The 25,627-nt window shown below is 42.3% G+C and carries 30 protein-coding genes; 23 read left to right on the forward strand and 7 right to left on the reverse strand.

Going from position 1 to position 25,627, the window contains the following annotated elements; translation table 11 throughout:
- The first annotated feature begins 140 nt into the window (after positions 1 to 140).
- Positions 141 to 623, forward strand: a complete 483-nt coding sequence (locus tag A361_RS04335) for a GNAT family N-acetyltransferase (protein WP_009335178.1) — start codon at positions 141 to 143, stop codon at positions 621 to 623.
- A gap of 35 nt (positions 624 to 658) precedes the next feature.
- Here A361_RS04335 and A361_RS04340 read toward each other — a convergent pair whose 3' ends face one another.
- Complete coding sequence (locus tag A361_RS04340) at positions 659 to 2,089, reverse strand: polysaccharide deacetylase family protein (protein WP_019379418.1); 1,431 nt, start codon at positions 2,087 to 2,089, stop codon at positions 659 to 661.
- 169 nt (positions 2,090 to 2,258) lie between these two features.
- On the opposite strand from A361_RS04340, the gene A361_RS04345 reads away from it, so the two are divergent.
- Positions 2,259 to 3,521, forward strand: a complete 1,263-nt coding sequence (locus tag A361_RS04345; protein WP_033196442.1) for a YeeE/YedE family protein — start codon at positions 2,259 to 2,261, stop codon at positions 3,519 to 3,521.
- Positions 3,522 to 3,793: 272 nt separating this feature from the next.
- Entirely contained in the window at positions 3,794 to 5,683 is a 1,890-nt protein-coding gene (locus A361_RS04350; protein WP_009335172.1) for a Xaa-Pro dipeptidyl-peptidase, read from the forward strand.
- A gap of 74 nt (positions 5,684 to 5,757) precedes the next feature.
- On the opposite strand, the gene A361_RS04355 is transcribed toward A361_RS04350, so the two are convergent.
- Entirely contained in the window at positions 5,758 to 6,267 is a 510-nt protein-coding gene (locus A361_RS04355; protein ID WP_019379416.1) for a GNAT family N-acetyltransferase, read from the reverse strand.
- Between the two features lie 78 nt (positions 6,268 to 6,345).
- On the opposite strand from A361_RS04355, the gene A361_RS04360 reads away from it, so the two are divergent.
- Positions 6,346 to 6,954 (forward strand): YitT family protein, encoded by a 609-nt coding sequence (locus tag A361_RS04360; protein ID WP_019379415.1) that lies wholly within the window; start codon positions 6,346 to 6,348, stop codon positions 6,952 to 6,954.
- An 88-nt stretch (positions 6,955 to 7,042) separates the two neighbouring features.
- Positions 7,043 to 7,237 carry a hypothetical protein gene (locus A361_RS04365; protein ID WP_019379414.1) on the forward strand — a complete coding sequence of 65 codons (195 nt, stop codon included), beginning with the start codon at positions 7,043 to 7,045 and terminating at the stop codon, positions 7,235 to 7,237.
- Positions 7,238 to 7,364: 127 nt separating this feature from the next.
- On the opposite strand, the gene A361_RS04370 is transcribed toward A361_RS04365, so the two are convergent.
- Complete coding sequence (locus A361_RS04370) at positions 7,365 to 8,285, reverse strand: DNA-3-methyladenine glycosylase 2 (protein ID WP_019379413.1); 921 nt, start codon at positions 8,283 to 8,285, stop codon at positions 7,365 to 7,367.
- Positions 8,286 to 8,404: 119 nt separating this feature from the next.
- On the opposite strand from A361_RS04370, the gene A361_RS04375 reads away from it, so the two are divergent.
- The 17 genes from A361_RS04375 (at position 8,405) to A361_RS04450 (ending at position 21,023) form a co-directional block, all read left to right on the forward strand.
- Positions 8,405 to 8,980, forward strand: a complete 576-nt coding sequence (locus A361_RS04375; RefSeq protein WP_009335166.1) for a bifunctional transcriptional activator/DNA repair enzyme AdaA — start codon at positions 8,405 to 8,407, stop codon at positions 8,978 to 8,980.
- Complete coding sequence (locus A361_RS04380; protein WP_019379412.1) at positions 8,970 to 9,467, forward strand: methylated-DNA--[protein]-cysteine S-methyltransferase; 498 nt, start codon at positions 8,970 to 8,972, stop codon at positions 9,465 to 9,467. The genes A361_RS04375 and A361_RS04380 overlap by 11 nt, the downstream gene beginning before the upstream one ends.
- Before the next feature lie 156 nt (positions 9,468 to 9,623).
- Complete coding sequence (locus A361_RS04385; RefSeq protein ID WP_019379411.1) at positions 9,624 to 10,052, forward strand: DUF4181 domain-containing protein; 429 nt, start codon at positions 9,624 to 9,626, stop codon at positions 10,050 to 10,052.
- Between the two features lie 107 nt (positions 10,053 to 10,159).
- Positions 10,160 to 10,855, forward strand: a complete 696-nt coding sequence (gene vanR / locus A361_RS04390) for a vancomycin resistance response regulator transcription factor, VanR-F/VanR-M family (RefSeq protein WP_019379410.1) — start codon at positions 10,160 to 10,162, stop codon at positions 10,853 to 10,855.
- Positions 10,848 to 11,978: a sensor histidine kinase gene (locus A361_RS04395; RefSeq protein ID WP_026041526.1), complete on the forward strand. Its 1,131-nt coding sequence runs from the start codon at positions 10,848 to 10,850 to the stop codon at positions 11,976 to 11,978. Before vanR ends, A361_RS04395 begins: the two co-directional genes overlap by 8 nt.
- 89 nt (positions 11,979 to 12,067) lie before the next feature.
- Positions 12,068 to 12,946, forward strand: coding sequence for a VanY-A/VanY-F/VanY-M family D-Ala-D-Ala carboxypeptidase (vanY, locus tag A361_RS04400; RefSeq protein WP_019379408.1), 879 nt, complete (start codon positions 12,068 to 12,070; stop codon positions 12,944 to 12,946).
- Positions 12,947 to 13,141: 195 nt separating this feature from the next.
- The gene (locus A361_RS04405) at positions 13,142 to 13,834 is read left to right on the forward strand and encodes an AraC family transcriptional regulator (protein ID WP_009335160.1); all 693 of its coding nucleotides are present in this window, start codon (positions 13,142 to 13,144) and stop codon (positions 13,832 to 13,834) included.
- Between the two features lie 92 nt (positions 13,835 to 13,926).
- Positions 13,927 to 14,817 (forward strand): EamA family transporter, encoded by an 891-nt coding sequence (locus tag A361_RS04410; protein WP_009335159.1) that lies wholly within the window; start codon positions 13,927 to 13,929, stop codon positions 14,815 to 14,817.
- Entirely contained in the window at positions 14,817 to 15,158 is a 342-nt protein-coding gene (locus A361_RS31370) for a DUF3231 family protein (RefSeq protein ID WP_335582804.1), read from the forward strand. Before A361_RS04410 ends, A361_RS31370 begins: the two co-directional genes overlap by 1 nt.
- Positions 15,159 to 15,214: 56 nt before the next feature.
- Positions 15,215 to 15,862: a DUF3231 family protein gene (locus tag A361_RS04415; protein ID WP_335582805.1), complete on the forward strand. Its 648-nt coding sequence runs from the start codon at positions 15,215 to 15,217 to the stop codon at positions 15,860 to 15,862.
- Positions 15,863 to 16,022: 160 nt separating this feature from the next.
- Complete coding sequence (locus tag A361_RS04420) at positions 16,023 to 16,412, forward strand: hypothetical protein (RefSeq protein ID WP_009335157.1); 390 nt, start codon at positions 16,023 to 16,025, stop codon at positions 16,410 to 16,412.
- Between the two features lie 40 nt (positions 16,413 to 16,452).
- Positions 16,453 to 17,706, forward strand: coding sequence for a multidrug effflux MFS transporter (locus A361_RS04425; protein ID WP_019379407.1), 1,254 nt, complete (start codon positions 16,453 to 16,455; stop codon positions 17,704 to 17,706).
- A 51-nt stretch (positions 17,707 to 17,757) separates the two neighbouring features.
- Positions 17,758 to 18,243 (forward strand): nitroreductase family protein, encoded by a 486-nt coding sequence (locus A361_RS04430; RefSeq protein WP_019379406.1) that lies wholly within the window; start codon positions 17,758 to 17,760, stop codon positions 18,241 to 18,243.
- A gap of 106 nt (positions 18,244 to 18,349) precedes the next feature.
- On the forward strand, positions 18,350 to 18,691 hold the full coding sequence (locus A361_RS04435) for a hypothetical protein (protein WP_019379405.1): 342 nt from the start codon (positions 18,350 to 18,352) through the stop codon (positions 18,689 to 18,691).
- Between the two features lie 63 nt (positions 18,692 to 18,754).
- Positions 18,755 to 19,234: a hypothetical protein gene (locus A361_RS04440; protein ID WP_236887986.1), complete on the forward strand. Its 480-nt coding sequence runs from the start codon at positions 18,755 to 18,757 to the stop codon at positions 19,232 to 19,234.
- Positions 19,235 to 19,356: 122 nt separating this feature from the next.
- Positions 19,357 to 20,031, forward strand: a complete 675-nt coding sequence (locus A361_RS04445; RefSeq protein ID WP_019379404.1) for a response regulator transcription factor — start codon at positions 19,357 to 19,359, stop codon at positions 20,029 to 20,031.
- On the forward strand, positions 20,028 to 21,023 hold the full coding sequence (locus tag A361_RS04450) for a sensor histidine kinase (RefSeq protein ID WP_009335151.1): 996 nt from the start codon (positions 20,028 to 20,030) through the stop codon (positions 21,021 to 21,023). Before A361_RS04445 ends, A361_RS04450 begins: the two co-directional genes overlap by 4 nt.
- 6 nt (positions 21,024 to 21,029) lie before the next feature.
- Here the strand turns inward: A361_RS04450 and A361_RS04455 are convergent, their stop codons facing one another.
- The 4 genes from A361_RS04455 to A361_RS31180 all read right to left on the reverse strand — a co-directional run bounded on the left by A361_RS04455 (position 21,030) and on the right by A361_RS31180 (position 24,955).
- Positions 21,030 to 22,985, reverse strand: coding sequence for an ABC transporter permease (locus tag A361_RS04455; protein WP_019379403.1), 1,956 nt, complete (start codon positions 22,983 to 22,985; stop codon positions 21,030 to 21,032).
- The gene (locus A361_RS04460) at positions 22,982 to 23,728 is read right to left on the reverse strand and encodes an ABC transporter ATP-binding protein (protein ID WP_019379402.1); all 747 of its coding nucleotides are present in this window, start codon (positions 23,726 to 23,728) and stop codon (positions 22,982 to 22,984) included. The genes A361_RS04455 and A361_RS04460 overlap by 4 nt, the downstream gene beginning before the upstream one ends.
- Before the next feature lie 492 nt (positions 23,729 to 24,220).
- Positions 24,221 to 24,673 (reverse strand): hypothetical protein, encoded by a 453-nt coding sequence (locus A361_RS04465; protein ID WP_019379401.1) that lies wholly within the window; start codon positions 24,671 to 24,673, stop codon positions 24,221 to 24,223.
- A gap of 123 nt (positions 24,674 to 24,796) precedes the next feature.
- Positions 24,797 to 24,955 carry an aspartyl-phosphate phosphatase Spo0E family protein gene (locus A361_RS31180; protein ID WP_019379400.1) on the reverse strand — a complete coding sequence of 53 codons (159 nt, stop codon included), beginning with the start codon at positions 24,953 to 24,955 and terminating at the stop codon, positions 24,797 to 24,799.
- A gap of 189 nt (positions 24,956 to 25,144) precedes the next feature.
- Between A361_RS31180 and A361_RS04470 the strand changes: the two genes are divergently transcribed.
- A complete protein-coding gene (locus A361_RS04470) occupies positions 25,145 to 25,612 on the forward strand; it encodes a hypothetical protein (RefSeq protein ID WP_019379399.1) in 468 nt (155 codons plus the stop codon).
- Positions 25,613 to 25,627 lie beyond the last annotated feature (15 nt).

The raw sequence follows: 25,627 nt of genomic DNA on the forward strand, positions 1-25,627 counted from the left end.
TGCTGGAAAATTTTATTCCTATAAACTTTATCTGGCGTTTTAAACCTCGGCTAAAGAGGTATCTTTCGTCTTTGAACAAGAGTTCAGCCAGGAATTATCAAAAAACTCGAGAGGAATAGTTAATGTGGGGGGGAAGTTAAATGAAAATTATCGCAGTTCACGAACATCCGCATTTAGTTGAGGGCGCAGTCCAATTTTTCTGGGAACAGTGGGGGAATGAGCAAAACTTCCGCTTTTATGAGGATTGCATGATCCATTCAGGGAAATCGGGGGACGGCATCCCGAGGTTTTATGTTGGGATCGAGAATGAAGAAATCATAGGCACGTATGCGTTAATCCGCAATGACCTCAATAGCCGGCAGGATTTGCATCCGTGGCTGGCATGTCTGTACGTTGATCCCAGCAGCAGGGGAAAGAAGCTTGGCGCCCGGCTGCTTGATCATGCTATTGAAGAAGCGGCGAAGCTTGGATTTAAGAAGCTCCATCTCCAGACGGATTTGCAAGGGTATTATGAAAAATACGGCTGGACACATAGCGGAGAGGTGTACGGGGCGAGCGGGGATTCCATTAAGTTATATGAAAAGGATACTGGCGCATCTTCGAGCAGGAACGACAAAAACTAAACGCCCAGGAATTTCCTGAGCGTCTTGTTGAATGATTATTGCCGTTTTCCAAAGAACGTACCGGTCACTTCCTGCTCCTGCAAGGAGAGAAGCTGGGAGACGGTAATGAATTCGTAGCCTTCTTTTTCAAGATAGGTCAGCAGGTCTGGAAGTGCTTCAGCAGTTGGCTTATGGATATCGTGCATCAAAACGATTGCGCCTGGCACTGCATTGGCCTTCACGATTTTTTGAATAGCCGCGGCATTAAGTGTTTTCCAGTCCAGTGAATCGACCGACCATAGAATAAGCGGTGTATGGGCCATTCCGGCAACTTTTTTCACATCTTCATTCATGGCCCCATAAGGCGGGCGGACGGTTGCTGGAAGCTGGCCGCTTGCTTCTTTGATTTTGGTGCTGGCTTCTTCCATTTCTTTGCGGATTTCGATTTCACCGAGGGATGAAAGGTCCGCATGGCTGTCACTGTGATTTCCGATTTCATGACCTTCTTCAGCCACTTGGCTTGCGAGGGCAGGATAGAATTGTGCCTGGCTGCCAAGCATATAAAAGGTAGCCTTTGCGTTATGTTTTTTTAGAATATCCAGAATAAGCGGTGTGACTTTCGGGTGTGGCCCATCATCAAAGGTAAGGGCAATATACTTGCCGTTTGGATCCAGCGGAGCCGCTTCTGGTTCCTTGACTTCCGGTTCAGGAAGCTGAATGTCAGGAAGCTTCAAGTGCTGGGCGATTTCATCCTTTAAGAGGGGACGGATCTGTTCGATTGGAATTTTCACTTTGACCGCTCCGGCTGCACCGGCCGCAATTTCATATTCGTTAAAATAAAGGGTGAAATTCTTGCCGCTCAGTGCCCATTTCCAGCTCGACGGATTTTCCAGCGCTTCGTCAAGCAGGTCCTCAAACAGATAGTCCTGGAGTTCTTCTTTCTCGCCGATTTGTTTTTTTATCAACGGCCTGAGAGTCGCCAGGGACTCCTCATCCATACGAATCACATCGGCAAGATGTACCATTTTCTGATTCGCAAGGTCGATAGTGAACGTTTTGACCGCAGCCTGCCCATTTGCGCCGCCTGTGTACTGGTAGGCTTCAAATACTAGGGTGTACATGGTATCGGAGACTTTTTTCGGCTCCGCCTTGATATTAAGATGGGCACGGAATTCTTCACTGTCCAGCACCTGCCGGTTTGCCTTCACAAGTTCCAGGAATTCCATTTCCTGCGCCTGAATCCATTCTTTCATGGGTTTGTTCAAATTCTCAATTTCAGTGATCGGAGTACTGATCGCAAGGGTATAAGATTTCGTTTCCTTTGTCCGGGTTTCAAGGTTTAATCCGGGGAAAGCTGCCGGGGAAGTGGTTTCTGTTCTGGAAAAAGCCTGCAGGCTGGTGTCAGCTCCAGAGCTGATGAAATAATAGATGCCTGCAATGAAGATGCAAAATAATGCCCATGATGGCCATTTTAACCGCTTAAGCAATGATATCCTTTCCTTTCCTGTCTGTAAAATTATGACTCTCCAAATATATAATTATATCAGGTGAAAAAGGGAAAATCATCGGTCTTGTGAAAAATTCACCATTTACTTTTAAAAAAATATAGTATAAAATAACACTTTAATCCGACTAAAAAGATAAGAAAAGGAGTGAATGAGGTTGGCTCAAGTAGAAGTTAAAAGCAAATCATGGGTTTCAGCACCAACAACAGTTGTTTCAAACTTAAATCCAATTCAAAAGCCTTTTGTTGCAGCTGGCGTTCTTGCAGCTATCATTTTGTTCATTTCCATTATAAATGCAGCGAACATGACACAGGGAGTTCTATTTATTATTGGAATTGCACTCGGCATGACCTTGCTTCATGCCCGCTTCGGCTTCACATCTGCATTCAGGCGCTTCGCAAGCGTCGGAAACGGGCAGGGGCTGCAGGCGCATATGCTGATGCTGGCAGTTGCTTCAGCCCTATTTGCGGTTATTTTAAGCACTGGCTTTAGTTTTACAGGAATCGAGCCTAAAGGATATGTGTCTCCTGTAGGAGTTAGCGTCCTGTTTGGTTCATTTATTTTTGGGATCGGGATGCAGCTTGGGAATGGCTGTGCGTCCGGTACTTTGTATTCGGTAGGCGGAGGACAATCCTCGATGATTCTGACACTGATTTCTTTCATCGCTGGTTCCACGATCGGGGCGTACCACTTCTCATTCTGGATGGAAGAAACACCGGCATTGCCGCCAATCTCCCTGGCTACATCTACGGGACTCGGCTATGGCGGAGCATTGGTTCTGCAGCTTGCTCTATTTGCATTAATCTATTGGGTAACTCTGCAAATCGCGAAAAAGCGAAAAGCACCAATGATGAAAGCTTTGCCTACAACAGCCGGATGGAAAAAAATCCTGAGAGGATCCTGGCCATTGTTTGCAGCAGCGATTGTGTTGGCATTGCTGAATGCACTGACTCTGACTGTACGTGGAACGCCTTGGGGCATCACATCCGCATTCGCATTATGGGGCGGTAAAACATTGATGGCAATGGGCATTGACGTAACATCATGGGGTTATTTTGCGACTGAACCGAACTTAGCCGCATTAAAAAATACCGTTCTGGCTGATTCTACAAGCGTTCTGAACTTCGGTATCATCCTGGGTGCCTTTATTTCAGCGGCATTACAGGGAACGTTCAAGCCTGGGAAAATCAAGCCTGGTGTTGCCGGTGCTGCGATTGTCGGCGGACTGCTGATGGGATATGGTTCCCGCCTTGCATTCGGCTGCAACATCGGCGCTTACTTCGGCGGAATCGCATCTTTCAGCCTGCACGGCTGGGTATGGGCCATCATGGCCATGCTTGGAACGGGCGTGGCGCTGTTCATCCGTCCGCTGTTTGGATTGAAGAACCCGAAATCTACTGATTCGGTTTGTTAATGGAAAGCCTGGCACTCTCAATGAGTGCCAGTTTTTTTTTTGCAAAGTAATTAGTTTCTGCTGCCATAAATGATTACTCTCCAGCTGCACCTGGAAATCCCCGACTAGTCTTTTACCGTTCCGTTGATAGGAATCCCGCTATTCCCCAGACTTTCCTACTATTAGTAACCGAGTAACATTTTTTGAAAAATATTGAATTTTAGGAAAAAGTAATCTATTAATATTTCCATACTCGAAATATAATGAGTGGCAAATAGTAGAGGAGGGATTATATGAAAAAGAAAAAACTTCTCAGACCTGCAGCTGTGTTAGCTGTCATTTCTATGACTCTATCATCACTTGCCTACACACCCGGAAATGCAGCAGCGAAAGAAAAACCGGTACAGACAGCACAAATTGAGGATGTAAAGTCTCAGCCAATCTATTCATATGAGGAGGCGATTCGTGAGACTGTGTATGTCGAATCCACACTTGATTCGGATGAAAACGGAAAAGCAGATAGGATTGCTGTGGATATCATCCGTCCGAAGGAAACAGAAGAAGGCCTGAAGGTTCCCGTAATCATGGATGCGAGTCCATATTATGAAAGCATGGGGCGTGGAAATGAAAGTGAAGTGAAAGACCGGGACAAGGATGGCATTAATGAGAAGTTTCCTCTATTTTATGATAATTATTTTGTTCCAAGAGGGTATGCAGTCGCTTTGCCAGAGATGGTTGGAACGAACAATTCGGATGGCTGCCCGACAACAGGCGGATATGAGGAAATTGAAAGCATCCGGGTCGTGATTGACTGGATGAATGGCAGGGCAAAAGCTTGGGATCAAGATAATAATGAAGTGAAAGCAGACTGGACAACCGGGAATGTCGGAATGATCGGAAAGTCCTATGATGGCACGCTGGCTAATGGGGTAGCGGCTACAGGCGTAGAAGGCTTAAAGACAATTGTTCCAATTGGAGCCATTAGCAGCTGGTACAATTATTACCGCTATGAGGGACTTACATATTACAACAACGGACCAGGAGGCTTGGCCAGCAGAGTTGCCAGCAGCTCCCGCAAAGATGTCTGTAAGCCCGTGTTCGATCGCTTGAATGCGGAAGCGGATGATCCATCAGGAGATTATAATGAGTTCTGGGATGAAAGAAATTACGTTAAGGACGTAAAAAATGTAAAAGCAAGTGTGTTTGCTGTCCATGGATTAAATGATTTCAATGTGAAAATGAATCACCTCGCGGATTGGTGGTTAGCCCTATCCAAAGAAGAGGTTCCGAGAAAACTTTGGCTCACCCAAACTGGCCATGTCGATCCATTTGACTTCCGCAGAGCAGAGTGGGTTGATACACTGCATCGCTGGTTCGACTACTGGCTGATGGATATCGAGAATGGCATTATGGACGAGCCTGCTGTTGATATTGAAAGAGGTGCGGATAATTGGGAAACCCAGTCCTCATGGCCGGATCAAAATGCGGCAAATGTTAAAATACGATTAGCGCCAGGCGAGAATGATCAGACAAATGGCATGCTGACCACAGGGCCTGTAAAGGGGAATTTTCAGCAATCCTTTACAGATAACCCAACACAAACCGAGCAGCAGATGGTAACCAATGAAACGGCTGTCAAAAGCGACCGCCTGGCATTTTTATCTCCACAGCTTGAAGAAGATGTCCGTTTGAGCGGCATACCTGAAATTTCACTTCGGGCAAAGGTCAATAAAGAAGACTCTAATTTGACAGTTCTCATTGTCGATTATGGAGAGGATACCCGCATTCATCATGAAGGCCCGGGAGAGGGAGTCCGAACTCTGAATACAGAAAGCTGTTGGGGAGAAAGTATTTCAACAGATGATGGATGTTACAAAGAAACAGAAAAAACCACTCACACAGCACCATATGAAGTCGTGACAAGAGGATGGTTTGATCCGCAGAACTGGAAAACGATTGAGAAGGATGACCCTTTAAAAGTAGGCAAGAGCTATAAGTTTGAATGGGATGTATTGCCTGAAGACTACGTATTTAAGGAAGGTCACCGAATCGGCATCATTATCGCTGGAAGCGATCGAAGACGTACGATTCCATCAACAACAGGGGCCACGTTTGAAGTAAAGCTTGGGCAAAGTTATATCAGCCTGCCTGTTGTGGGCGGAAAAAAGGCAGTTGGATTTTAATAGAATAGAAGAGGCGGGTCTGCAGCAAGAGCAGACTCGTTTTTTTTTCTCAGCAAAATAAGAAGGATAATTGTTTACGCAAGTTCCATTTCATAACAAAGTTCTTCCTGCTGTGTATCTTCAAACCATTTCATTCCGGCCGCAGTCATGCCGATTTTCCTGAGCACTTTTCCGGATGCAGGGTTGGCCGGATCCACAGCCGCGATTATTTTCCGGACGTTCGGGCCATTTTTCCTTAAAGCGGCCACGCATGCAGCGGCAGCTTCAGCTGCATATCCCTTTCCCCAGCAAAGCTGATTAAAATGATAGAGGAGCTCGGCTTCGTGTTCATTTTCTGCCGGATTAAACCCGCAAACCCCGATGATGGAGGAGTTTTCTTTTAGCAAAACAGTATAAACAGAGTAGCCTTTTTCATTCTGCAGCCGCCGGTAAAATTTGATGGAGCGCTGGATTTGGCTTTTTGTGCTGGCGCCGCCGCAGTATTTCATTACCTCCGGGCTGCCCCAAATCTCATAAACTGCATCCAGGTCATCGGCCTGCATGGTCCGGAGCAGGAGCCGATCCGTTTCAAAAGGAATGGTCATTCTATTCACCTCGTGCGGTTTTCTCTTCTATGAAAATATTATAAGATAGAGTAAGGAAAAACGTTAGGAGTTTTTGTCATGCATGTACTCTATAAATCTTTGATTTTGGGAATGGCCGCCAGCATCCAGGGGATCGCGATGACCTTTTTCTTGTTTCCGCATTTTATCCCGTCCGGCGGTGCGGCAAGTCTGGCGGTTTTATTCAATTATCTATTGGACACGCCCTATTCGGTGACATTGTGGGTTTTGAATGCGGGCCTGCTGCTGGCAGCGGCCAAATGGCTCGGGAAAAGCAGTGTGATTTGGACGCTGTTTTGTGTTTCGGTTACTTCGGTTACGATTGATTCTCTGACACCATACATAACGGAACCGCTGAATTCGGTTCTCCTGGATCTTTTGCTTGGAGCGGTAGTCTTTGGAGCAGGAGTCGGCATTTTATTCCGGATGGGCGCTTCGTCAGGAGGCATGGATATCCTCGCGTTAATCATTTCCAAAGCAAGGGGAAGTGCGCCGGGACGGACGTTATTTTACATAAATGGCAGTCTGCTTTTGCTTACAGGGGTTGTCGTGGACTGGAAGGTTATTGTTTATGCGGTGATCTGCCAGATGATTGGGACGCGGATGATTGATCTTATTTACAAGGTTGATATAAAAATCCTTGCGGAGAAATATAAAATTCATTACTAAAAGAAAGGGCCGTGCAGGCCTTTTCTTTTTAATGGAAAAAAAATAATTTACTACTATTCCAGGTTAATAACAGGAAAGCGGGGATACAATGATTCAGCTGCAAGAAGATAAGGAGAATAGCAAGAAGAATAATGAAGAAGAGGATAATGGCTGGGATGTAGGCGAGAATACGTATGAAGCAGGGGAGCAGCTGGCGGATGAGGGCTGTCTTGGCTGTGCCGGCGGATGCCTTTTTCAGGCTTTATTTCTTGTGATGACACCACTATATTTTTTTCTGACATAGAAAGGACAGGGGAACCTGTCCTCTACCAGATCTATCGGCCAAGATGTTATGGATATTGGACGGATTTTCATTTTATCGGCCACTCCGCTCCACATTAGCTTTTCAAAGATGTCATGGTGAAAATAATTTAATATAATACTCTCCACAAATAAAAAGTAGCATACGCTTCCCAATTCTTCCATGCAGCCGAATAATTCAAGATTTCCGATTTGGCCGGTTTTCTTTCAGAGCCTGTGATCCCTTTGATTGCGTTATGAAGGCCGACATCATCGATTGGAAAAGCATTCGGGAAGCGCAGGCACCGCATGAGGACATAATGGGCGGTCCATGGGCCGATCCCGCGTATTCTCGTTAGCTTTTTTTCTGCAGCTTTTACATTTCCCTCTTTCAGCAAGTCCTCTTTTGAAAGCTTGCCATTTGCAATTAAGCTTGCCACATCAATGAGATATTCGCATTTTTTAACGGTCATTTTTAAGTCGGCCAGATCTTCGATAGTAAACCCGGCAATCGTTTTCGCTGCGGGAAAGAGCCAGTATCTGCTCCCGCCGTATTCCAGGCACTCCCCATATTTTTCAACGAGCCGCCGTTTTAGTGTATATGCGTATGTAAGGTTGATCTGCTGCCCCAGGATTCCCCACGCAAGAGCCTCGAATAAGTCGGGAATTCCCATCACTCTGAGCCCGAAAAATTGCTCCGCGGGCTTTTGCAGCAAGGGATCTGTTTGTGCCATCTCATAAAATGGGTTCAGATTTGCTCCAAGGTCGAACCAATCATGAACATATGCCGCAATTTCTGCTTTCAATTGATGCGTGACAGGCTTATGAATACTGACGGATAGGAACTGATCTGACTCACCACTTATTTCAAGCAGCAGCTTATCCTTCCCAAAGGAAAGGGCACGTCTAATGGTCTCGCCGGAAATCTCATAAAGGCATTCGTTTGCCGATCTTGATAAGTATCGCAGGTTTTCGGAAAAGCTGAATTCATGCGGAGTGAAAAGGACCAGGCCATTTTCATCCTCTTTCCAATTAACAGTATGAGAGCTCATTTGGATTCCTCCTTTTCTTTATTGTAAATCCTCAGGATTACGTTATCTTGCGTTTATATTTAGGAAATCGCTGATGATGAACATTTTTTGTGTATACTTTTTAGCAGAGGTGAGCGCAGGTGGCTTATGAACAGATTCCGGAAGAATATTGGAACGCGATAAAGGATTGCGACAAATCCTATGATGATCTTTTTCTTTATGGTGTTAAAACGACAGGGATATTCTGCAGGCCATCGTGCCGGTCGAAAGTCCCGAATATCGGCAATGTCGCTATTTTTCAAAATGCCGCTCAAGCACTGGCGGAAAATTTCAGACCGTGCAAGCGCTGCAAACCGGAAGGGCTCAGCCTGCCTGCAGAAGAATGGATTAAGCAAATAACTGTGTGGATCGATCAGCATTATTGCGCCCCGATTACATTGCATCAATTGGGGGACCTGTTTCATGGAAGTCCCTATCATCTGCAGCGGGTGTTCAAACGGGTTACCGGGAAGTCGCCCACAGAGTATATTCAGGATATCCGGCTTGAAAAAGCCGTTCATATGCTGGAGGCAGGTGAGCAATCGATAGCCGATGTCGGTGCATCAGCAGGATTCCCCAGCACCCCTTATTTTATCTCTTTATTTAAAAAGAAGCTGGGCACAACACCTGCAGCATATCGAAACAAAACAAGGGAGGAGCGGAAGAATGAACATTGAATGGGCGAACATGCAGGAAGGTGAGTGGAGCCTGTATCTCGCTAGAACAGAAAAGGGTCTCTGCTATATAGGCTCTGACCCGGAGTTTAAGGATTTTGAAAGGTCACTGAAAAAATATATTCCAGCTGCAGTGCTTGTAGAAAATAAAGCAGCACTGCAGCCATACATGATGGAATTACAGGAATTTCTTCTCGGGAAAAGACAAATTTTTTCAATGGACCTGGATGTGAAAGGCACTCCGTTTCAAGAGGAAGTCTGGGAGGCATTAACTCAGATTCCTTACGGTAAAACTGTCTCCTATTCGGACATCGCAGAGAAAATAAACAGGCCGCAGGCAGTCCGGGCAGCAGGGAAAGCAATCGGTGCCAATCCGCTGTTAATCGCGGTCCCATGCCATCGTGTCATTGGAAAAAATGGAGCGATAACCGGCTATCGCGGGGGCATAGAAATGAAGCATCATTTACTTGAATTGGAGAAACAAGGCTGAAGAGATGGTCCTCTTCGGCTATTTTTAATTTGCTTTAACCAGCTTGGGCGTTTAATTGGATTCTGCAATGACAGTAAAGGGAACTTTTTCCTCCAGTAACCGTAGAAAAAGGTAAGTGAACGCAGCGTACGCGTAAAGGCAGAGGAGGAGAAAAAGATGTATGTAATTGATCCCATGTTCTGGCCAAAGCTTTTACTTTTAATAACGATTGTTGGAGTATTAATCTATTCTTTCGAATTGGGTTTAAGAAAATGGCTGAAAGTGGAGAAGAAGAAGTTTTTTTCTTATAACCATATCAATGATAAACATAAAAAGGTGGATTGGACCATTCGGATTGGCTTTTTAGTTACCCTTTTGGCCGGATATGTTATTAACATGAAGCGGTACCCGATGGAATTTATATGGTATTTGGAGCCAGCGGTTCTGCTGATTGTTTTTATTGTTCTTTCCGAAACGGCCCGAGCTTTTATGGAGTGGAAATATGCAGAAAATCGCAAGGCTTATCTTGTAACGATTATACACCTGGCCTTTGTTTTATTTTTGTTATTCATTGTTATTAAGACTGACTTTTTCTGGCTGCTGTAGAGCTGCTAAACAGGCGTCAGCAAATTTTTGAAAAAGAATAGGAAATAATAGAAAATGAATAGGACCCAGTCTATTGCTTTTGGTTAACTTTATTTAGGAGTGGAATGATGAGAGATATTTCGATATTGATTGCGGACGATGAGGAGGAGATTGCTGATCTGATTGCCATTCATTTAGAAAAAGAAGGGTACCATGTTATTAAAGCATCGGATGGACAAGAGGCCGTACGTATTGTTGAGACTCGGTCGATTGATTTGCTGGTTTTGGATATTATGATGCCGAAGATGGATGGATATGAAGTAACCCGCCGCATTCGCGAACAGCATAATATGCCGATCATATTTTTGAGTGCGAAAACATCTGATTTTGATAAAGTGCAGGGCCTCGTGATTGGAGCAGATGATTATATGACGAAACCATTCACCCCCATAGAATTGGTTGCTCGTGTAAATGCCCAGCTCCGGCGTTTTATAAAGCTGAATCAGCCCAAAGCAGATATTAAAACCAGCCTGGAATATGGCGGATTAGTGATTACTCCTGATCAGCGTACAGTCACTCTTTATGGAAAAACCATCGACCTGACACCGAAAGAATTTGATATTCTGTATTTACTGGCGAGCCATCCAAAGAAGGTGTTTAATGTGGAAAATATCTTTCAGCAGGTGTGGGGCGAAGCTTATTTTGAAGGCGGAAATACCGTTATGGTCCATATACGGACGCTTCGAAAAAAGCTTGAGGAAGACAAACGAAAAGACAAATGGATCAAGACTGTATGGGGAGTAGGGTATACCTTCAATGGGTAAGATAATGCGCAGTTTTCGATCAAAAATGGTGCTGTTATTCAGTTTGAGTATGCTCCTCTCAGGGCTCGTAACTTATCTAATCTTCAAAGGACTGCAATACTATTATCACACGATGGTGCAGTATGAGGATCCTATGGCTCAGTTCCGCATCTTTTTGGGGAGATTCGGGGATTTTAATCTTTTTTTCATCTTATTCATTTTACTATCTTTCCTTTTTTTCTTTTTCCTTACGAAGCCCTATTCTGCTTATTTTAATGAGATTTCCAGCGGCATTCGTTATCTTGCTCGGGGTGATTTTCAACACAAGGTGCATATCCAGTCAAATGATGAATTCAGGGATATTGCGCTGGACATTAATTTGGCAAGTGAAAAATTGCAGGAAGCAATTAAGCGGGGGGACTTTTCGGAAAGCAGCAAGGATCAATTGGTTGTTAATTTAGCTCATGATTTGCGGACCCCTCTTACATCCGTTTTAGGATATTTGGATTTGATCCTTAAGGATGAAAGCCTGACAAAAGAACAAGTCAGACATTTCTTAACCATTGCCTTTACTAAATCTCAACGATTAGAAAGGCTGATTGATGAATTATTCGAGATTACCAGGATGAACTATGGAATGCTGCCTCTAGAAAAAAAGAGAATCAATTTAACAGATCTGCTTAATCAATTAAAGGAAGAATTGTACCCTGTATTCGAAAAAAATCATTTGATTGCACGGATGAATAGTGAGCCCCACTTGCCGATTTTTGGTGATGGAGATTTGATCGCACGCGTTTTTGAAAATCTTATGACGAATGCAATCCGCTATGGGTATGAAGGACAGTATGTTGATATTAACGGGTATATAGAGGCGGAGGAAGTAGTCGTCCAAATTGTGAATTATGGAGATAGCATTCCTTCGAATGAACTGCCTTATCTATTTGATATGTTCTATACCGGTGACAAAGCGCGAACTCATCAAGAAGATAGCACAGGTCTTGGATTGTTCATTGCGAAAAATATTGTGGAACAGCATGATGGATCGATTGCGGCTGAGAGCAGCGTCATTCAGACCGTTTTTGAAGTCCGTTTACCAAAAGACAATGAACTGGATACGAAAGAACTAGTAACTTCCATTACATGATTTAAGAAAAATTTAATCTTTTCCCTACTCTTTATTTTAATAGTTTTTCCTATTCTTTTAATCAAATAAGATTTAGGAGGAAACTGAAAATGAAGAAGTGGGGATTTTTATTGCTGCTAGTTTTGTGCTTGGGATTATCTTATATAAATATGGATTCTCTTTTTGAGCCAAAAATAGAGATACAACAATATAATCAATATGAACCTGATCAGGAAGAAGATGAGAGGACTGAAAGTAACAGCTCAAAAAAAGAGATAACAGAAGATCAAATCTATTTGGGAAATCTGCTTTTGGTCAACAGCAGCTATCCGGTACAGCCGGAAAGTGTTAAATCGGATATCATCAATCTGTCTGCTCACGGTGAATTGACACAGGGTTACGGATTGCTGGGCAGTGAAATTTATTTATCAGAGGATATAGCACACAGATTTTCAGAGATGATGGCTGCTGCAGAAGAAGAAGAAGTTCGCAATTTCTCTATTACGAGTGGATTTCGGGACTTTGACGAGCAGAATGCACTTTATCAGGAAATGGGTTCTGACTATGCCTTGCCAGCCGGCTATAGCGAACATAATCTGGGTCTATCGCTTGACGTAGGCTCCACTCAAATGAGAATGGCTGAAGCACCCGAAGGAAAGTGGATCGAACAAAACGCCTGGAAATACGGGTTTATTTTACGCTATCCAAAGGATAAAACGGATGTAACAGGAATTCAATATGAACCTTGGCATATTCGCTATGTTGGTTTTCCGCATAGTGCAATTATGAAGGAAAAGAATTTTGCTTTAGAAGAATATTTGGATTACCTAAAGAAAGAAACACACATTTCCATGAGTATGAATGGCGAAAAATACAATATTGCCTATTATCCAATTTCTCAAAGCAAGACGATTAACGTACCGGCTCATAGTCATGTTGAAATTTCAGGAAACAATATGGATGGAGTCATAGTGACCGTGAAAGAATGAAAATTAATGTCTGATTCGGAGCAGTTGCCGACAGGGGTGCGAGAGGCAAGAATGTGGAAATAACCTTTTTTTCGCTGGAAATCCCAGGCTAAAATAAACATCTTAATGGGAGTTATTTTTATCATTTAGCTTCATCTTTCACCTTTATTTCATTAGAATGATAATATACTCAAAGCATGATGAGGGGGGAGTAAAATGCAAAGCATCACCTGCGAAAAAAGATCCTATTCCAGAGAGTTTCATTCGCACCAGCATGAGTTTGGCCAGTTTCTTTTCCCCTTGCAGGGCTCCCTGGATATCAAGACGAAGTGGCAGGATATCAAGCTTGACCCCGACTATTGTTTTTATCTTCCGCCAGGGTCTGATCATAACTATCGGTCGATGGACCGGAATGAGTTTTTGATCCTGGATATCCCGACGGCCTATTTGCCGGAGGAGTCCAGCAGTATGTACATTCAGCTGGATCAGCAATGGTCTTCGATCCGTTATTTGCTGCTGGAAGAGGCGGGGAATCAGGGGAATGCATCCTCCCTGGCTGATTTGACCAGGTTTGTGGCCGGCAAACTGCAAATCGCCAAGCCTCCGTCGATTGATTATATTCATAAGCATTATAAGGAGTCGATCCGATTGGAGGGTCTAGCGAAAATCGAACATTATCATCCTGCCTATTATTCCGCATGGTTTAAGAAGAAAACCGGGAAAAGCCCAAAAGGCTATATATCTGATCTGCGCTTGAAAGAGGCGAAGCATTTATTAATGTCAACCTCCTGGTCTATGTCGGTGATCAGCGGGGAATTAGGCTTCGAAAATTCTTCCTCCTTTACACGGTGGTTTACCCGCTGTGAAGGAATAGCACCACAAAAATACAGAATCCTTAAGAATGGATAAAAGGGATATTAAACTTGGTAAAGAAAATTCTCAGGGAATTTTCTAAGATAAGTTTAATGATTCCTTTTATCTTTTTTTATTGAGGTGATAACATGAACGGGAAAACGGCTCCATTTTTCATATTGCTTGCCGGAGTGCTCTGGGGGACTACGGGTACCACGCAGGCATTTGCGCCGGAAAGCGCACACCCGATTGCCATTGGGGCTGCCCGTCTGGCGGCAGGCGGTTTATTTTTATTATGCATGGTTTTTCTGGCGGGGAAACTGGACCTGAAAAATTGGCCTATTAAGAACACCTTGATGGCATCACTTTGTATGGCCCTGTACCAGCCATTGTTCTTTTCAGCGGTCACTCTTACAGGGGTAGCCATTGGGACTGTGACAGCGATCGGGAGTGCACCGGTCTTATCGGGTCTTCTTGAATGGCTCTATTTGAAAAAACGCCCCTCTGCCATTTGGTGGTGTTCTACCTTCCTGTCCATTTTGGGCTGTGTCCTGCTATTCATGAACAAAAACTCGGTTCATATGGACCCGGCTGGCCTATTACTGGCATTGGGGGCTGGTTTAACATTTGCAGGCTATACGCTTGTCAGCAGGGACCTGGTTGAAAACTATTCATCCTTGTCAGTAGTGGCCGTTGTTTTCACCTTAAGTGCCATCTTTCTTTCGCCATTCTTATTTATTTTTGACATGTCCTGGCTTGGGAGTGTTCGGGGTTTGACTGTCAGCCTGCACCTGGGGATTCTGGCTACGGGAATTGCCTATTTTCTTTTTTCAAAAGGGCTTGTCCATGTTTCCTCTTCAACGGCTGTCACACTTGCGCTGGCGGAGCCTTTAACTGCAGCATTATTAGGAGTTTTCCTATTGGGAGAATCGTTAACCGCAGTTTCCTGGCTAGGGATATTCCTCATAATGATGGGGATAGGGGTATTAATCGGTTCATCTCAAAATTCGGGCCGCAAAATAAGAGCAGCAGAGTCTTAATGGAAACCATTCATCGTATAAAAACTCCAAAAGAACACATACTATTATTTAGTCAAAATGGAGGTGTTCTTATGCCTGAAAAATCTAAAATCAGTTCATCCGAACTGGGTGCATTATGGATGACGTATCAAAAAAAAACGATGATTCTTCGTATATTAGAATATTTTATTGAGAAATCGAAAAACCCAAAAGCGAAAAATTTGATGTCAGGATTGAGGGAAAAACTTCATCCTAAAGTTGTTGAAATAAAAAAACTGCTGCAAAATGAGGGGGCGGCTGTCCCTAACGGCTTTACGGATCAGGACGTTAATTTAAATTGTTTGAGAACGGATTTGATATAATGTTTTGCCGGATCTTAAAGGAAATTAGCATGGGCATGTATGTCCTCCATTTAACCATGGCTTATCGAAAGGATATTATTAAGCTTTATAGGGACATGACCGATTTAACTCAGGAATATTATGGTAAATTTACCCAATTTCTTTTGGATGAAGGGCTGCTTCCAAGTCCCACCTTTATAAACTTCCCTAAATCAGCTGATTTTGTAACCAGTAATAACTATTTAAAAGGAACTAATATTCTTGGTCAGAAGCGCCCCATTAATACGGTGGAATTTGGGCTGCTGTATCACGGGATTGAAACAAACATCACCGGCATGCAGCTGATGGCTGGATTTGCTCAATGTGCAGAAGGAGAAGAAGTTAGAAAATATTTTTTAAAAGGGAAAGAGCTTTCGAAAGAAATTATTAAAGAGTTTGGGGAAAAGCTCCTTCAAAACGATATCCAGCCGCCTGCCACTTCAGGGGGAACAGTGACAAATTCAACAGAGGCTCCATTTTCGGATAAGCTAATGATATTTTGCACCTATCTTTTATGCGGGTTTAGTATTGGCGGACAGGGATTTGGCATCGGCTTCAGCCTTCGCAATGATCTAAATATGAATTTTGGTAAATTTGGAATTGAGGTTTTTGAGTATATACGTGAAGGTGTAAAGATCATGATTTCCAATGGGTGGCTTGAGGAAGCACCGCGGATGGATGTATAAAAATATAATGAAAGCCTAATTTCTTCCTGATGTGCCGGAGAGAGTTAGGCTTTTTTTATGCTTATTTCTCCATAGTATTTTTTGTTCTACAAAAAAGATTGCATTGTGAATTAATATTCTTTATTATTTTTTGTAGAACAAAAAATAATCCGGAGGGTTTATGAAAGAACAAACCTTTACATCATTCGAACAATATGAAGAGTATCTTAGAAATAAGATGATTTATAAAGCAAAAAGGAAAGGTCTGGAAGGTGAGGGTCTTGCAGAATATCTGAAAAAACATGAGAATGATGCAGCGCGTATTTGGAAGGAAAACGATCTTCAGAAATGGCTGGAAAAAGACGGGTATGTGACCATAGCCGTCTGGAGGGACGAAACAGGGCAGCGGAAAATTGGAAGGGGCCGGCCCAAGAAGCCTGAAGGCCAAAAGCTTAAGCATTCCATCCATGTCCGGCTGGATGAAGAAATGTTCAAAAAGCTGAATCATTTCTGCCAGGAAAAAAAGGTGGATGTTTCAGAAGCCATACGGATTCTTATCCATAACCTTTGAGCTTAAAGTCCAAAAATCATAAGAAAAGGCAGGACAATCAATGAATGATTCTTTAGGAAATATAAGAAATGCCCCGGGTGCACCTTCAAAGTCAAGGCGATTATGGATGGCGATCGTACTTGGTACTTTAGCTGCGTTTGCCCCGTTATCCATCGACATGTATTTGCCGGCTCTGCCTGATATAGCTAATGATTTGCATACCAAGCCGTCCCTGGTCCAGCTTAGTTTAACCTTTTTCCTGCTCGGTCTATCCCTAGGCCAGCTGCTTGCAGGGCCGCTCAGTGATGTGCGCGGACGCCGGAAGCCGCTTCTTATAGGGCTATTGATTTATTTTGCTGTTTCTCTCTTGTGCGCCTTTAGCCAGTCCATCTGGGGCTTGATTGGGCTGAGGTTTATTCAGGGTCTGGCCGGGGCAGCAGGAATTGTCATCTCCCGTGCGATTGTCCGGGATCTTTACTCAGGCACTGAGCTGACTAAATTTTTCTCTCTGCTGGCTTTAGTGAATGGTGTGGCCCCCATCCTTGCTCCTATACTTGGCGGCCAGTTATTGCGGATTGCTCCCTGGCAGGGAGTGTTTATCGTTTTGAGTGTAATCGGCTTGGTGATGTTTCTTGTCGTACTATTCGGTCTGCCAGAGACGCTGTCTGAAGATTCCCGTTCACAGGGCGGTATAAAAAACACATTAACCACCTTTCAGCAGCTCTTATCTGATCGAAGTTTCATAGGGTATGCATTGTCTCAAGGACTGGTGTTTGCTGCCATGTTTGCGTATATATCCGGCTCACCTTTCGTCCTTCAGAATATGTATGGGGCCTCCCCGCAGATGTTCAGCCTGATATTTGCCATCAACGGTCTAGGAATCATCATTTCCAGTCAAATCACGGGAAGGCTGGCGGGGCGGATCAGCGAAAGGAAGCTTTTTACGGCTGGCATATGCATCTCTTTCATTGGAGCTATTGCTCTATTAATCATGCTTCTTTTAGATGCAGGCTTGTACGCTATTTTGCCGCCGTTATTCTTTGTGGTTGCAAGTATTGGGGTGGTGAGTACTTCAGGCTTCTCGCTTGCCATGCAAAATCAGGGCAAGTCGGCAGGGAGTGCCTCCGCATTACTGGGAGTACTATCCTTAATCTTTGGAGGAGGTGTGGCTCCCCTTGTTGGCTTAGGAGACAGACCGGCGATATCGATGGGGATTGTCATAGCATGTGCAAGTACCGGGGCTGTACTGTCCTATATGTTCCTGGCAGCCCGGCCCAGTGGGAAATCCATTGATAATGAGAAAGCTGCCATGTAAATAACCTATTAATCTAGTAAAATGAGTTATAAATGAAAGGGGAAATTAACAGTGGATATACAGAAAATAATCACGACTCGCCGCAACATAAAAAAGTTCAAATCTGATAAAGTGGAGCATAGTTTAATCACCTCCTGGCTAGAGGCTGCGAGCATGGCACCCAACCATAAAATGACGGAGCCATGGGAGATATTATTTGTTGGTCCGGAAACAAGGGCAAAGCTGAATCACAAAACCGATTTTTGCCAGGCGCCAGTCGTGCTGGCCATCCTGTCCAGGCATGGAGCAACCGACCTGGAACGAACTGAGAATATGGCTGCAGTATCATGCTTTATTCAGAACTTCATGCTGATGGCGTGGGACTCAGGAGTAGGGACATTCTGGTCTTCCCTGGGGGTTTCAGCTGCAGCAAGAACTGCTTTAAATGTCCCGGATGATTATGATGTAGTTGGTATTTTAGGAGTAGGCTTTCCTGAGGAGGTACCTGAAGCGAAGGAGCGTACACCGATTGAAAGGAAAATAAGGCATTTATCATAAGTATTTTTATAGGGCGCCTATCCAATGGATGGTGCTCTTTTTTGTTTTTGTTAGAATATGGTATGATTTTGAAGTAATAGATTTATATCTTACCGGAGGGGTTCATATGATGATCTTTCAGGCTATTATAATCATTTTAATATGGGCGATTCCGATTTTCCTTTTTATAAAAACTTATAAAAAAATGGAAAAAGAAGAACAGCAGGATGCTAGAGACGAGTTGAAAAACCCTTCATTTCTCCTGATTTTTGTAGGCGGCTGCATTGGTTTTCAAGTCTTTATTACCGGCAGCATTTCAGAAATCAAAATCATTCAGCATATAGGTGCAGGCTTAGTGTTCATCGGCTTTGTTTCAGGATGTATGGCTGCTTTCAGACAGAGGAAGGTTATAAAGGGCCTGGCCTTAATGATTGTTGGGATAATTGGCACAATTGTTTATAGTATCTAGGCAGAGGTGATGAGTATGACAAGAATGACGAGAGAGATTTCTTATATATTGCTAATTCTACCCATGTTACTAACAGCTTGTACTCAAACCCCTGACTTCGAGCCGTATGATGGAAGGGCATTAAGGATTGCGGTAGTTGGAGAACCGCCAGAAGAAAATGAAGAACAAGTGAAGTTTCATGAAATTTCTTTTGATGAACTTACAAATGAGGAATTGAGCTCTTATGATGCAGTTATAATGACGGAAGAAAATCTTCCTAAAGCAGCTGAAGCCAAATATGCAGATACATATTCAGATTCATCCATTCCATTCTTTTTTATATCAGCCAGCAGTTATATCCCGTTTACTGTTAAAGACCCAGAATATAATGATTCATGGAAATGGGAAGCCGGTAAAAGCTATGCTGTGGGAGTTCTTAAATCCAAAGAAAATGATTCATTTCATAGTTGGGGGTATGGGTTGTATAATGACGAAATGACTGATGAATCTATTCATGATGTGTATTCGAGAATTTTTAAGACCATTGATGAGTTTAATCACTAATGGAAAAAAGATCATTTCAAATATACTGCTTGTGGAATAATAGAGACTGCCCTAGCCTAAGACTTAAAAAAATTGTGCCAGAATGAATGACGTGACCATTATTCCAGTAAAGAGGGATATTTATGTATAGAATCATGATGATAGAAGACGATCTTAAAATAAGACGGATTGTCGCTGATACGCTAAAAAAATGGCAATATGATGTGGTGGAGGTAACCCAATTTGACCAGGTGCTGACGGAATTTGAGCAGACAAGTCCACACCTCATTTTATTAGATATCAATCTTCCCGTTTTTGATGGATACTACTGGTGCCAGCAAATACGCTCTGTTTCAAAAGTGCCGATCATTTTCCTTTCCTCCAGAAATCAAAATATGGATATAATAATGGCCATTAATATGGGCGGGGATGATTTTATCCAGAAGCCCTTTGATTTGGATATCCTTCTCGCGAGGATCAGTGCGCTCATCCGCAGGAAGTATACTTATCAGGAAGATGAGAATATCCGTTTTATCCATCGCGGCCTGAAATTAAATGTGACCAATTCAACGATTGAATTTAATGGACAAAGCAATGAGCTAAGCCGGAATGAATTCATCCTTTTGCAATTGATGATGCGGAATATCGGGAAAATTGTCTCGAGGGATGACTTAATGCAGGCACTATGGAATGAGGAACAGTTTGTCGATGATAATACACTTACCGTGAATGTGAATCGGATGCGCAGGAAAATTGCAGCAATTGGACTAGAGGACTTCATTGTCACTCGGAAAGGGTTAGGGTATTTAATTGAATGAACTTCCTTAGTTTTCTATCCTATGAAAAACCTTATATAGTCCTCTATCTGATCAGTTTCCTGATTTCAGCAGCGATCTTTTTTACTGATATCAATGGCAGCCTGGCATGGGGGACATTCCTTTATGCCTTCGCCTTATCTTCGATTGTATTGATCGGGTTTTTATTATATCGGTACCAGCAAAACCTGCGCGTGATTAGGCAATTGGAAAGGGCGGATTATGACAGCCTGTCTCTGGAAGGAGAGTTCGCTAAAACCCACATCGATGAGCTGAAGCGTGAACATATACGTGAAATGAATAGGATTCAGGACAGGCAGAAGGAACATTACGATTTTATCGTCTCCTGGTTCCATGAAATAAAAACACCGATTGCTGTTCTTCGCCTGCTGCAGCAAACCGATATGGACGCAGGCAGTTTAAGAGAAGAAATCACAAAAATTGAGAATTATGTTGATCAAGCACTCTATTACGCTAAACTAGACAGCTTTAATCAGGATTACGATATCCAGAAATGTGATATTATCAAGATTCTTAAGGATATTGTAAAGTCTCACTCCAAAACCTTTATTTCAAAAAATATCCGCATCCACATTCAGGCAGATATGCTGGAGGTTCAAAGTGATCCTAAATGGCTCCAGTTCATCGTCAATCAGCTTCTGACAAACAGTTTGAAATATACAGAACCTGGCGGAGAGATCACCATTTCCATATCGGAAACCCCACAAGAAAAACAGCTCTTGATTCGGGATAATGGGATTGGCATCAGCCAGAAAGATCTTCCGAGGGTATTTAATCGCGGTTTTACCGGAGAAACGGGGCGATTGTATTCGAAGTCGACCGGAATGGGATTATATTTAGCCCAGCAGTTAAGCAACAAGTTAGGGCATTACATTAGCTGTACGTCGAATGTGAGAGAGTACACCCAATTTATCGTTCACTTCCCGCTCGATAGCGATCCGTTTTTGATAATGCAAAAAACACACGATGAGTAATGTAACTCATCGTGTGTTTTTTTCGCTGACAATTTTGTAGTAAATAGATACGGATGAAATGTAAAAGATTAGATACGTTAACACATATAGTCCCATGACTGAAAAAATAATCGCCGTTAAAGAAGGCAAATCTTTTATCACCAGGATGACTGTGTAATATAAAAGGAACCAGCTGTGCAGCAACCCCAGCAGGAGCGGCGGCAAAAATACGAACAGCAATTGTTTTCGGATAATCTTTTTCATTTCTTTGTCGTCCACACCGATTTTTCGTAAAATGGCGTAGTGCTCCCGCTCTTCTGTAGCTTCTCGCAGCTGTTTAAAGTAAATGACACTCCCTAATGCAAACAATGCAATAACGGCAAAAAAGGCAACGGAGAACAAGATTAAAGAAGAAGACTCCGTATCAAGGGAATACATATCAATATAGGCCGAATAATAGGCTCCTTCTGTTTTCATAACGAGGCCGTATATTTCCCGTGATACATCATTGGATGTTTTAGGATCTTCGATTTGATAAATTTCAAATGAAGAAAGGGTGTGATGTTCTCTTAAGTTCTCAAAAGCTTCGTTTGAAATAATGAGTACAGAAGGCTGGGGCTGGGTATTTCCGCCAGGGCTCGTTGGGATGCTTAACAGCGGGTATCGTATTTTTTCGACTACACGAAATGTATTGTCTTCCAATACGGTCATTTCAGGCTGAGAACTTTTATATTTTTCCGGTTCATCAATTCCTCTTGTTAATACAATTGCCTCTTCACCTTCTAAATCTGCTTTTTCACCAGCTTTGCGCAAATCAACAATTGCATTTAATTGGGACTCCGGAAAAAGGTAAAACTCTTCGGTGTAATATTCGGGATGGCTAAAAAATGCGTTTCTATTCTGGATTTTTTCTGTTTGAATCCCTGTAATGGTTTCATGATCAATGATTGGATGTGAGTCATTCATCAGCTGTTCAATTTGTCTTTGAGTTGCATCATCCTGGGTCGAAAAGGCAATATGATTTGGAAATTCTTTTTTCACAACCTCGCCTTTCACAGCGTAATCTACAGCAATAAATCCGACTGTAAAGATGACAATCGCACTAATCAGTGAATTGAATGTAAAATTGACTGTATTTCCTCGAATAGAAAAACGGAGAGAGGAGATCCATAACATCTTACTGCCAATAAAATAGTTTTTCCTTTGACTCAGCTTTTGTAACATCCAGCCGGAAAACTGGCGGAAAAATAAATACGTCCCGGCAATCAGAGCCACTGTTACAGCTGCTAATGTTTCTTTAAAATGATCTTTCCAGATGTCCGTATCTCCTATGGTAATCATATAGTAAGACCCGGCAATCAATATAATGGACAATAACGCCAGGCCAAAAGAAAATGTAAACGGTTTATCCCTTTTTTCCTTTGCATGAAACAATTCCACTAACTGGACACGCCGGACGTTAAAATAACTTTGAATTGTAATAATGATGATTAATAAGGCGAATAACAGAACTGTTGATACAATGGCTTCCAGTGGAAAAGCAAAAGAAATGTCCTCATTGTAGCGCATTAAGTTCATTAATACCGCACCGAAAAATTTCGATAGCAAGCCACCGATTAATATACCGCTGAAGACCGAAATGGCGCTCAAGAATAATGTTTCAAAGAAGACCATTGCAGCAACTTGTCTTTCCTTCATTCCGTAAAGTAAATACATGCCGAATTCTTTTTTTCGCTGCTTCATGAAAAAGGAGTTCGCGTACAAAATAAAAAATACTATAAACAAAAAGACAATTACCGAAGCAAGGGAAATGACCATTTTGTAGTTTTCTTTATTTTGAATGGCTGCGACTACATCTTTGTTAAACATTAGACCAGAAAAAGTAAAGTAAATGACAACCCCGACAAACATGGAAATGAAATAAATGGTATACAGCCGGAAGTTCCGCTTCATGTTCCTCCATGATAAATCTACTAAGTTCATCGCCAGTCACTTCCTATAGCACTTTGGATCGTCAGGATGCGGTCAAAGAATTCCTTTTCCGTCTGCTCGCCTTTAAACATCTCATTGACGATTTTTCCGTCACGGAGAAAAACTACGCGCTGACAGTAGCTGGCTGCATACGGATCATGCGTAATCATCAGAACGGTTGTCTTGAAGGTTTCATTGAGCAATTGAATTTGTTCCAGCAGCTGAGTAGCAGATCGGGAATCGAGTGCACCCGTTGGTTCATCAGCAAATACAATTGCGGGGCTGGTAATAATCGCCCGCGCGGCAGCCGTGCGCTGTTTCTGTCCGCCGGAAATTTCAGAAGGATATTGATGTAAAATTGATTCAATATTTAAGGCATCAATCAATTTCGCTAATCGCTTTTCCATTTCTGCAACAGGTGTTTTTTGCAGCGAGAGCGGGAGGAGGATATTCTCCTTCACCGTTAAGGTATCCAGTAAGTTATAGTCTTGAAAAATAAATCCCATTCTTTTTTGGCGGAACTCCCGCAGGGCTTTCTTTTTCATATCTAAAAGGGAATTTCCCTCAATCCAAACATTCCCCCCGCTAAAGGCATCAATGGTTGATAGGGTATTCATTAACGTCGTTTTTCCAGAGCCGGAGGGACCCATAATGGCAGTGAATTCCCCTCGTTCAACAGTCAAATCAATATTTTTCAAGACCTGTGTTTTTCCATAAGATTTCGATAAGTTCTTGGTTTGTATCATTTTAGTCATGGTTTCGACCTCCTTCACTACCATACTATATCGGCTATTTTTCCCGCGAACCATCGATGTAACAGGATCTAAAGTGACAATTTTGTCATGTTGGGGGAAGAATCGGCATAAACGTGTCCAATATAAAATAAGGCTCTTTGCTTACATAATGGTATTTTGCGCCTATCAATGTTGTCCGTTGATTTCCTCTAGGCTGCCCGCTTTCCGCGGGGTCTCACTTGTCCCCGCTACTCCCGCAGGACATTGAATAAGCTTCCTCGGAAAAACACCGCACGAGGAGTATGCGATAGCATTTCGAGGATCTCGTACCTTTCGCTACAATCAACTCAGCATATAATATACAAAATGTAACACATCTTGCGAAACAGCCTAAAATGAAGAAAAACAAGCGGTTCACATTAGTGTGTACTGCTTGTTTTTGCATTGATCTTTATATGCATTTTTTTGAGATACTGTTTCTCTGCGTAACTTTGACTGTGTACCACTCCTTGTTTATAGTGGCTTTTTTTCTTTCCTCATAAAACGAAAATGCCAGCGCATATAAAGGCAGGCACCAATATAATAGAGGGCTGACCACCATACATGCCAGCCCTTATAAACTACGTAGCCAAAGTAACTGGAGAGGACTTCGTAACATACAGAAAAACCGACCCAAAACAAAAGGTAAAGCAAAAATTTCTTCCTGGGTTTAGGCATGAAGTTTACATATAGGATTCCAAATGTTGCTGGCAAGGTGATTTCAATAAACAAATCAAATGGCTGGGGGCCTGAATCCATTAAGTCGTATAGGTCTAAAACGTGGCCAAAAATTAAATCTGCAAGAAGCACATTTACAGTGACAGCCAGCCAGGTTGTGTAAAGCTCCTGCCGGGTTAATTTTAACGGAATAATGAACAGCAATATGGAGTTGATAGCAAGTGTTGTAATTGTATAGATATAGACCATACAGATTCTCCGGGTTTTTATATATTTATGTCTTATCTATCTTGCCCTCTTTTAGAATTTTATCTGCTTATTTGGCGGTGAAGTGAGCTTCTATTAAAAGTATATCTTTTACGATAATGAGTCCTATTTACATTTGGACTGGAACCTAAAGATAAGTTGATCCAATATCTGACTGTTTTTTATAGTCTCAGGATGCTCTAATCCTTTCTTTATTCCAGTTTCAATAAGTGTTTTTCTAAAAAGTTGAATCTTTTTTCTAAGTTCACTGCAAAAATGACACATTGATTTACTCCTTTAAATAATAAAAGTCCAGGAACTATTATTGCAAACAAAGGAAAAACATTGAATCATTTCGACAAAACTAGTCTCTAACTGACAAAAAAATTATGAATAAAAGGTCAGAGAGTGATTTAGAAGGATTAAATTCCCAATAAATGCAAATAATATCTAAAAAACTTTCCGGAGTGGAAAATGATCTTACAAATTACCTCAGTTGTTCTGTTTAATTTTATTATATATAAGACCATTAAGGGGATATCAGCCAATAAAATTGTCCATATTTGGATTTTTACTATTGCATTCCAATTATTATTTGATATTTTTATCGATTTGAAATACAAAGGATACTGGTACTTTACACAAGAGATAGATTGGGTAGCATTTCCTGCTTACACAATCTTAGTCCCGCCAGTAAATTTGATGTTTATCAATTGGTATCCTTTTACGGGTTCTTTTATGAAAAAGATACGTTACTTTATTATTTGGGAAATCTTTTTCCTGAGCTATGAAGCTGCTGCCATGCTGCCTCATCCATTTGGTTTCTTTCATTATGGATGGTGGAGTATATGGCATTCTGCCATTGTTAATCCGATTTTATTAACGATACTAATAGTGTATTACAAATGGATTAGTGCATTAGAAAAGAAAGCTTGTGTCTAAAAAGGGCTGCTGAGG

This window comes from Cytobacillus oceanisediminis 2691 (assembly GCF_000294775.2).
Lineage (GTDB): Bacteria > Bacillota > Bacilli > Bacillales > Cytobacillaceae > Cytobacillus > Cytobacillus pseudoceanisediminis.